Origin of the sequence: Chryseobacterium caseinilyticum (assembly GCF_014837145.1) — a bacterium.
GTDB lineage: Bacteria > Bacteroidota > Bacteroidia > Flavobacteriales > Weeksellaceae > Chryseobacterium > Chryseobacterium caseinilyticum.
The window spans coordinates 1659249-1667957 of the sequence record NZ_JACYFS010000001.1; the positions used below are offsets into that span (position 1 = coordinate 1659249).

Annotated in this window: 9 protein-coding genes and 1 rRNA gene; 4 read left to right on the forward strand and 6 right to left on the reverse strand. The window is 37.5% G+C overall.

The annotated features are described in order from the left end of the window. Nucleotides 1-244: 244 nt before the first annotated feature. A complete protein-coding gene (locus IC610_RS07980; RefSeq protein ID WP_191736240.1) occupies nt 245-817 on the reverse strand; it encodes a Crp/Fnr family transcriptional regulator in 573 nt (190 codons plus the stop codon). 66 nt (nt 818-883) lie between these two features. On the opposite strand from IC610_RS07980, the gene IC610_RS07985 reads away from it, so the two are divergent. Beyond that, nucleotides 884-1258 carry a DUF1304 domain-containing protein gene (locus IC610_RS07985; protein WP_191736135.1) on the forward strand — a complete coding sequence of 125 codons (375 nt, stop codon included), beginning with the start codon at nt 884-886 and terminating at the stop codon, nt 1256-1258. Here the strand turns inward: IC610_RS07985 and IC610_RS07990 are convergent. Together IC610_RS07990 and IC610_RS07995 are read right to left on the reverse strand one after the other, a co-directional pair. After that, a complete protein-coding gene (locus IC610_RS07990; RefSeq protein ID WP_191736137.1) occupies nt 1255-2079 on the reverse strand; it encodes an anti-sigma factor in 825 nt (274 codons plus the stop codon). The two genes, IC610_RS07985 and IC610_RS07990, sit on opposite strands and share 4 nt — an antisense overlap. Nucleotide 2080: 1 nt before the next feature. Further along, a complete protein-coding gene (locus tag IC610_RS07995) occupies nt 2081-2590 on the reverse strand; it encodes an RNA polymerase sigma factor (RefSeq protein ID WP_191736139.1) in 510 nt (169 codons plus the stop codon). Between the two features lie 345 nt (nt 2591-2935). On the opposite strand from IC610_RS07995, the gene IC610_RS08000 reads away from it, so the two are divergent. From IC610_RS08000 to IC610_RS08010, 3 genes are all read left to right on the forward strand, one after another. Next, the gene (locus IC610_RS08000) at nt 2936-3505 is read left to right on the forward strand and encodes a fasciclin domain-containing protein (protein ID WP_191736141.1); all 570 of its coding nucleotides are present in this window, start codon (nt 2936-2938) and stop codon (nt 3503-3505) included. A 78-nt stretch (nt 3506-3583) separates the two neighbouring features. Further along, nucleotides 3584-4285 (forward strand): ferritin-like domain-containing protein, encoded by a 702-nt coding sequence (locus IC610_RS08005; RefSeq protein WP_191736143.1) that lies wholly within the window; start codon nt 3584-3586, stop codon nt 4283-4285. Nucleotides 4286-4319: 34 nt separating this feature from the next. Beyond that, nucleotides 4320-5141, forward strand: coding sequence for a ferritin-like domain-containing protein (locus IC610_RS08010; protein WP_191736144.1), 822 nt, complete (start codon nt 4320-4322; stop codon nt 5139-5141). 60 nt (nt 5142-5201) lie between these two features. Here the strand turns inward: IC610_RS08010 and IC610_RS08015 are convergent, their stop codons facing one another. The 3 genes from IC610_RS08015 to rrf form a co-directional block, all read right to left on the reverse strand. Next, nucleotides 5202-7328: a type IA DNA topoisomerase gene (locus IC610_RS08015; RefSeq protein WP_191736146.1), complete on the reverse strand. Its 2127-nt coding sequence runs from the start codon at nt 7326-7328 to the stop codon at nt 5202-5204. 302 nt (nt 7329-7630) lie between these two features. Next, on the reverse strand, nt 7631-8110 hold the full coding sequence (locus IC610_RS08020) for a hypothetical protein (RefSeq protein ID WP_191736148.1): 480 nt from the start codon (nt 8108-8110) through the stop codon (nt 7631-7633). 268 nt (nt 8111-8378) lie between these two features. Next, nucleotides 8379-8486, reverse strand: a 5S ribosomal RNA gene (rrf, locus tag IC610_RS08025). Nucleotides 8487-8709 lie beyond the last annotated feature (223 nt).

Genomic DNA, 8709 nt, shown 5'->3' on the forward strand with positions numbered 1-8709 from the left:
AGGTGTTTCGTTGGTAATTTTCCTAAGAATATTCAAAGCATATTAAAAAAGCATAAAAACTTCATGATCCAGTGTTTAATAAAATCGATTCGCTCTTTTTTCCTCCTTTTAGGACCGGGGTAAAGCAAAAAGACAGCAAAAATCTCTTTTAATCTGCAATTTAAAAGCGGGGCTTCAACACAGCTGAGACTGACATCGGCACATGAATATTTGCATTTAGATTTAGTAAGATATCAAACCACAATCACAGCTTTAACTTTGCTCTTATTTCACTGAGATATTCCGGTGTGAAGCCTAAAAACGAGGCTATCAGATATTGAGGAATTCTTTGGATAAACCAGGGATATTTGGTGCTGAAATGCTGATACAGTTCTTCTCTGGAAAATTCATAAAGATAACGGATTCGTCTTTCTGACGCTGCATAAGCTCTCTGATACACCATCCTGAAATATCTTTCAAGTTGTGGATGTCTTTCAAAAAGCAATTGCTGGCTGTGATGATCCAAAACCAAAACCAAAGATTTTTCAACCGCCTGAACAGTAAATTCTGATGCAATCTGTCTTTCGAAAGCAAAAGTATCGGTGATCCACCAGTTTTCTATGGCAAATTCTGTGGTCTGCTCAATACCTTTTCCGTTGATAAAGAATTTTCTAAGACAACCGGAAACCACAAAGTAAATGGATCTGCAGGTTTCCCCACCGATCATTAAATTCTGTTTTTTCTTTACTTCAATGGTCTTAAAATAAGACATCATTGAAGAAAAGTCTTCCTCAGAAAGTGTAATAAATTTATCTAAATGTGTTTTAAAATGATCCATTTTCAGATTTACAGGATCAAACATAAGTTTATTTTTTTAGTTTTACATCAACAAAAATTAAACCTCATGGAAATTGTCGCAAAAATACTGATCGGATTCGTGGCACTGGAACATCTGTACATTCTATGGATGGAAATGTTTGCCTGGGAAACAAAAGGTAAAGAGGTTTTTAAATCTGCCCTTCCGCCGGAAATGTTTAAACCAACGAAAGGTTTAGCAGCTAACCAAGGACTTTACAACGGATTTCTTGCTGCAGGACTTATCTGGTCACTCGTCATCTGTGATGAGAAATGGCAGGTGAATGTTTCGCTGTTCTTTTTGGGATGTGTAGCAATTGCCGGAATTTACGGCGCTATTTCAGCAACGAAAAAAATATTTTTTGTACAGGCTCTGCCCGCTCTTTTGGGAATTATTGCGGTTTTGCTAAGTGATTACCTTTAAAGTACCGTACCCATCACATACATATTCTCCATTGTAGGAGCTGCGCTTCCACCTTCCTGCTCAAGAGTAATAGCAAAAGCCTGAGCCTTTGGAATTTCTGATAAAGCAATTCGGGTATCCTTGTCTTTGGTGTACATTCCCGCACTTACAGGTTTGCCGTCAGCGATTGCCCATAGCTGATATTGTTTACCTGATGGAGCGTCCGGTAAATTCTGTACATTAAGATACACTTTTGTATTGGTTTTATCCCAAAAAACAACTGCCTTAGAATCCGGATGGGTTTCAACGCCTGCAAGAACAATTTTCTGTAAATCGGGATTGGTAATCAGACCTAATTTATCGTTGATATTTTTGATTTTTTTATCAGTATCATTCTGTTGATTTCTCATGGCAATAATCTGATCATCCTTTTCAGATGATTTTGTCATCCAAAAAAGATTGGCACCTAAACTTATAACCAACAGTACTGATGCCGCTACAGACAGCTTACTCCATAATGATTTTGAAGTAGCGTCAGACTCTATGTGAAGTTCAGCTGGCAACGGTATGGTTTTTGTCTGCTGATTATCAACAGATAAGGGTATCACTTCTTTTTCAGTCTGTGATATTTTGAGCCATATTTTGTCTTTCAGCTCATCAGCTGGCTTTACAGCCTGAGCAGTGGCAAGATCTTCGAGGATTTTCTGAGTTTCCTCAAAAGCCTCCCGAACCTGGGCATTATGAGACATCACGCATTCTAAAATGCCTGATTCCTCTTGAGTTGCCGTGCCTAAAATATATGCCTCAAGTATGCCGGATGATATGTATTCCTGAGTATTCACTTTACCTGTAATCTTTTAACAAATCCTTTAATTTCATTAACGCATTCCGCATTTTTGTTTTCACCGTACCAAGTGGTATACTGAGCTTTTCTGCAATTTCAGACTGACTGAAACCTTTGTAGTAAGCTAAGTCGATAAGCTCTCTTTTGTCATTTTCCAGATTATCCAGAATTTTATTAAATCCAATAAAGTCCTGATTATCTGATACTGACAGCTTGCTGTCGTTATATACGAAATCCGGAAGAGATTGGTTTTTAAGTTCGTTCTGAAAACTTTTTGATTTTAAATAATCCAGTGCTGTGTTTCTGGCGATATTAATCATCCATGTATACAGTCTTCCTTTACCTTTATCATACTGCGAAATAGAATTCCAAACCTTTACAAAGGTATCCTGGATAATTTCTTCGGCAGCTTCTCTGGAATGTACAATCTTCAAAATTACTCCATACAGCGCAGACGAATAGTTTTCATATAAGTAATGAAATCCATTTTCGTCATGCCGTGTAATCATGCTGACTATCTCTTCTTCGGAGTACTTTGTTTTGATGACCTGGTGTTTTAAGATGTTCAAATGTAGTTAAATTCTCGCTTTAAATTTTATGTTTAAAGTGGTTTGTTTTTGTAACAATTACAAATTTATCAAGAATTACACCATTAATCAAATTTCCATTATCAAAAAACAGAAATATAAAAGTGATATTAAAAATAAAACGAAATATTTTGTACTGAAAATCAAATAGTTATAAATTATTTTACATTATTTAAAACTGATAAATATCATACTGTCGTACATCACCATAAGATCACCACATGACAGATCAAAAATCAAGATTCAAATAATTTAAAAATCAGAACAATGAACTTCACATCAAAAATCGCAGTAGCAGGAATGGTAGCTTTATCATTTGCCTTTAGCGGAAACGCAGCTGCACAGAACATGAAAGAAAAAACAGTAATGGTAGGGGGTGCTGCCATGTATCCTTCTAAAAATATTGTAGAAAATGCAATGAACTCTAAAGATCATACTACTTTGGTAGCAGCTGTAAAAGCAGCAGATCTTGTAGAAACTTTACAGGGAGCCGGACCGTTCACGGTATTTGCACCTACAAATGCTGCATTTGCAAAACTTCCAAAGTCCGCTGTAGACAACTTATTGAAGCCAGAAAATAAATCTATGCTTCAGGGAGTTCTTACATACCATGTATTACCCGGGAAATATTCATCAAAACAGGTTTGGGAAGCAGTGAAAACCGGAGGAGGTAAAGCAGAAATGAAAACAGTTCAGGGAGAAGCCCTTACTTTCTGGACAAAAGGAAAAGATCTTTATGTAACAGACGCGAAAGCAAATAAAGCTAAAGTTACAATAGCAGATGTAAATCAGTCAAATGGTGTAATACATGTTATCGACACAGTGTTAATGCCTTAGTTTAGTGTTTTTTCTGCATCAGTTTTTCAGACTGATGCAGAATTTCTTTAGATATGAACCCATTAAATTATTAATATTATGAAAAAAACAATCACTGTTTTCGGCAAGCCCACTCTGGACTCCGGAAGAAGAAATTTCTTAAAAATGAGCGGCGTCGGTGCCATGGTTGCCGGTCTTGCGCTTGTAGGATGTAACGATGATTTCGACGATGTAAACACAGGAATCTTTGACCTTGGAACGGGAGATGTCGGTGTTTTAAACTATGCCTATGCTCTTGAACAGCTTGAAGCTGACTTCTATACTAAAGTAGTCAACAGTTTTTATACGAATGCTTCAACAGCAGAAAAAACTGTACTTACGGATATTTATCATCATGAGGTGATTCACAGAGACTTTTTCAAAGCTGCATTGAGCGGAGTGACAAGTCAGGTTTTACCAACACTTGAATTCCAGTATCCAAACGTTAATTTTAGCGACAGAACTTCTGTTTTAGCAACAGCAAAAGCTTTGGAAGATACTGGTGTAGCTGCTTATAATGCTGCAGGAAAATTCATTACAAATCCGGATTATCTGGTAATCGCAGGAAAGATTGTTTCAGTAGAAGCAAGACATGCCAGTGCGATTCGAGATATGATTAACCCAGGCACAGCAGCATTTTCGGGTGATGATGTGATAGACGCCAATGGTCTTGACGTTGCAAAAGATCCAAAAGACGTGGTAGCCGCAGCAGGCGGATTCTTTAAAACACCGTTTACCTGGAAAGAAAGAGGTATCGGATAAACAACAATCATCATTAACCGCAAAATCAAAAATTATGAATATTCTAAAAATACTAGATACATTATCAGATGACGCTTTATTTACAAAATCATTATCAAGAAATGAAAATCTGAGCCAACTGTCATCTTTCGGAAAAAGAACCGCAGCAGCCGCAATTCCATTAGGACTTGGAGCTTTTCTTTCAGGAAACGCAAAAGCTGAAACAAAAAAAGTGGAGACTGCAGAAACACTTGCATTTAAAAAAGATGCTTTAACAGATGCATTACAGCTAGCGCTGATTTTAGAGTACCTCGAAGATGAATATTACGCGATGGGGCTTGCCGCAGGAACTCTTATCCCGACAGCAGACCGTGTAGTATTTCAGCAAATTGCAAAGCATGAGAAGGCTCACGTAGCATTCTTAAAAGCAGCCCTTACTTCTTTAGGAGTTACACCAGGTGCAAAACCTACATTTGACTTTACTGCGAACGGTGCATTTTCACCGATGACCAACTATCAGCAGTTCTTAATTCTTGCTCAGGCATTTGAAGATACCGGAGTAAGAGCTTATAAAGGACAGGCAGGAAATGTGATGGGTAACAAAGCGATTCTTCAGGCAGCATTACAAATTCACTCTGTTGAAGCAAGACACGCTTCACAAGTGAGAAGAATGAGAATGAACAAAGGCTGGATCGAGCTTAACAATGGTGGAAGTATGCCAGCCGCTACAGATCCGGTATATGCAGGTGAGCAGGTAACTACGCAGGCAGGATTTAATACTGCTACAGCGTTTGGTGCAGAGGCAGGATCTGCGTCTTTCGATGAAATCCTTACAGGAGCACAAGCTACAGCTATTGCAACTTTATTTATTGATTAGTTTTCTCTGTTTAATATTTTAATTTTAGGAACAGTAAGCATTTCTCATGCTTACTGTTTTTTATGATAAAAGAACTTCAAAATTCTGGTCTGAAACAGATAGAGTACCTTCAGAGATATTTTGCGGATGCATATTGAAACCTTTTAATTTAGATGTTTTTCCTTTCAGAATAAGATCCATCAGTTGCTTTTCAGTAATTTTCTTCCCGAAAATTTCGAAGGAAACTTTAAATCCGCAATTTTTAAAATCAGAACATCCAATAGCAGTTTTTCCTTTCATCAAATGGTTCTGCTTGCATTTCGGGCATTGAATTTCTTCCCAGGACTGTAATTCTTTCTTTACGGCAGGTTCGGTTTTCTTTTTTTCCTTTGGCTTCTCCTCTTCAAAAACAAAAGATTTCCCCTTACTTTTAATCACTTTACTCGTTAAATCAGAAACCATAGCGATGAGTTCATCTTTGAAAGTATTGGCCTCATATTCCCCACTTTCAATTTTCCTGAGTTTAAATTCCCATTCTCCGGTAAGTTCCGGACTTTTAAGCACTTCATCTTCAATTACGTCAATAAGCTGAATTCCGGTTTGCGTTGCAATCAGATTTTTCCTTTTCTTTTCAATATATTTTCTCTTGAATAAAGTTTCAATGATATTTGCTCTGGTAGACGGTCTTCCAATGCCATTGTTCTTCAGCATTTCACGTAGTTCTTCATCATCAATCTGTCTTCCGGCAGTCTCCATAGCACGAAGTAAAGTTGCTTCAGTATAATATTTCGGTGGTGAAGTTTTTCCCTGATGAATAAATGGATCATGCGGTCCACTCTCTCCTGCCTTGAATTCAGGAATCAACTGTTCTTCTTCGCCGTTTTTGTCTTTATCGGACGGCTCTTCTTTATCTTTCGGCTCTTTAGCATAAACAGCTCTCCATCCCGGCTCCAGAATTTGTTTTCCACTTGTTTTAAACGGAATTGTGCCGACTTTAGCTTCTACCAAAGTATTGGAAATTTTACACTCCGGATAAAAAACGGAAATAAATCTTTTGGCAATTAAATCATAAATTAACTTCTCTTCTTTGCTTAAATTCTGTGAAGGCGAGACCTCTGTGGGAATAATGGCGTGGTGATCCGTTACTTTCGTATCATCAAAAACTGTCTTCGATTTAGGAATAGGCTGTTCAAGCAAAGGAGCAATCAGCTCTCTGTAAAAGTTCATGCTTTTTAAAATCCCTCCGATCTTAGGATATAAACTTTCAGAAAGGTAAGTGGTATCCACACGCGGATATGTCACATGCTTCTTCTCATAAAGACTTTGAATGTAGTTCAATGTATTTTCGGCAGAGTAACCATACTTCTTATTCGCTTCAACCTGAAGACCTGTCAAATCAAAAAGTCTTGGATTTTTTTCCTTGCCTTCTTTTATTTCGAATGAAACAATTTCAAATATATTTTCTTTCAAGTAGGCTAGACCTTTTTCTGCGCGGTCCAAAGTTTTAAGACGGTCAATGGCTGCACTGAAAACCACATCCCTGTATTTCGTCTTCAGTTCCCAGTATTCTTCGGTACTGAAACTGTCGATTTCTTTTTGTCTTTGTACTAGCATTGCCAGAGTGGGCGTCTGAACTCTTCCAATGGAGAGAACTGCCTTGTTTCCACCAAACTTTTTGGTAAAAAGACGGGTAGCATTGATCCCTAAAAGCCAGTCACCAATGGCTCTCGCATTTCCCGCCAGATAAAGATTTTTGTAATCATCAGCAGGTTTCAGTTTTTCAAAACCTTCTTTAATGGCTTCTTCGGTTAACGAAGAAATCCACAAACGTTTAATAGGCTTATCACATTTAGCTTTTTGCAGTACCCATCTTTGGATCAGTTCACCTTCCTGCCCGGCATCACCGCAGTTAATTACTTCATCGCATTCTCCTACCAGTTTTTCAATAACTCTGAATTGATTTTCAACCCCTTTATTCGGAATCAGTTTTATACCGAAGTTTTTTGGGATAATCGGAAGAAAAATCAGATTCCACGACTTGAGTTCCGGACCGTAATCGTGCGGTTCTTTTAAGGTACAAAGATGTCCGAAAGTCCATGTAACACAATATCCGTTTCCTTCCATATAGCCTTGTTTAGGCATAGTAGCGCCTAATACTTTAGCTATATCCCGTGCTACACTTGGCTTTTCTGCGATACAAAGTTTCATCTGAAAAATTAAATTATAATCTGCAAAAATCGACAATTAAAAGTCTAAAAAAAAATTGCAGGTCGGGTTTTTTACAAAATCAAAATCCGGTAATGGAATCTCCTGTTGTAATTTTCAGGAGCTGTTTCCCGCTATCCGCTGTATCTTTTTTGTCGCCGGCTGTCTTGGCTAATTTACCTAATCATCCAAGACAAAAAAGGATGCCGCTTCTATCGGGGCTAGGGGATTTCGCATAAAAGCATAGTTGATTACTAATGGGCAAGAACATCAAATCAGAACTGACTTAAACAACAAAATACATTTTAAAGACCTTTGTTATAGTTTTCATCATCATCATCATCTCTATTCCATATTTCTAAGCACGGACAGTATTCTTTCCAAACACATTCTGGGGCATAGCCGGTGCAGAAATCAAAATGTATCATGCCACTGCTAATGATTGTAGTCTGAGTATCTAAAGTTTCAATTAATGCATTATAAATTAGGGAAATTGGCAGTTTCTCTGGGTAATCATATGCCAAATTCCAAGTGTACATCATTTTCTCAAACTCTTTGCAAATCAGGGACAATTCTTCTTCACTGAAATAGTCTGCAGGTGGAAAATATTTTGATTCAAGACCACAGTATTCACCAAAAGTTAGATTGGAAGACATTCCATTTAAATATTTTTCAACATCATCGAAATGTTGCTCAATTGTCTGTACAGTTTCTTCGACCTCAAATCCATTATCATGATGCGCATTCAAAATATCGTTTATCAAATAAGACACTATTTCTCTCATATTTCATTTGTACTTATTCAACAAATATAATGATTGAGGAGCGATAAGTAATGAGTGTTAGCCATGGGACATGAAAAAATGATAACCCAGATCTCGCGACCTTAACCTTAACCTTAACCTCTTATTCCGCATCCCGTACCGAATGTTAAATCTTGAATTTTGGTTTTTGAATATTGAATCTTGAATCTTAAATTTTGAATCTTGAATCTTAAATTTTGGTCACAAAAAAAAATCCTCAATCAATTAAATGATTGAGGATTTGAATAAAAACTGGCGGCGACCTACTCTCCCGCTTTCGCAGTACCATCGGCGCTGGTGGGCTTAACTTCTGTGTTCGGAATGGGAACAGGTGAGCCCCACCGCTAAAACCACCCTAAAGGCTGTATATAACGTAGGGATGTATTGTTGTATAATGTATAAAGTATTTTAGCGTTTCGCTTTACTCTGTACATTGTACTTTCGTACATTCTACATAATTTTATCGATAAAAACATTCACAAAGAGAGAACCTGAGCGGCGCAGTTCTGCTGCCAATTAGGCTATAAATCTACGGGTAATTAGTACTACTCGGCTATGCTGTTACCAGCTTTACACCTGTA

What these genes read in the sequence shown, in the direction of transcription:
- IC610_RS08020 (WP_191736148.1), bottom strand. Translation starts at nt 8,110, where the DNA reads ATGAGAGAAATAGTGTCTTATTTGATAAACGATATTTTGAATGCGCAT.
- IC610_RS08010 (WP_191736144.1), top strand. Translation starts at nt 4,320, where the DNA reads ATGAATATTCTAAAAATACTAGATACATTATCAGATGACGCTTTATTT.
- IC610_RS08005 (WP_191736143.1), top strand. Translation starts at nt 3,584, where the DNA reads ATGAAAAAAACAATCACTGTTTTCGGCAAGCCCACTCTGGACTCCGGA.
- IC610_RS08015 (WP_191736146.1), bottom strand. Translation starts at nt 7,328, where the DNA reads ATGAAACTTTGTATCGCAGAAAAGCCAAGTGTAGCACGGGATATAGCT.
- IC610_RS07995 (WP_191736139.1), bottom strand. Translation starts at nt 2,590, where the DNA reads ATGATTACACGGCATGACGAAAATGGATTTCATTACTTATATGAAAAC.
- IC610_RS07980 (WP_191736240.1), bottom strand. Translation starts at nt 817, where the DNA reads ATGGATCATTTTAAAACACATTTAGATAAATTTATTACACTTTCTGAG.
- IC610_RS08000 (WP_191736141.1), top strand. Translation starts at nt 2,936, where the DNA reads ATGAACTTCACATCAAAAATCGCAGTAGCAGGAATGGTAGCTTTATCA.
- IC610_RS07985 (WP_191736135.1), top strand. Translation starts at nt 884, where the DNA reads ATGGAAATTGTCGCAAAAATACTGATCGGATTCGTGGCACTGGAACAT.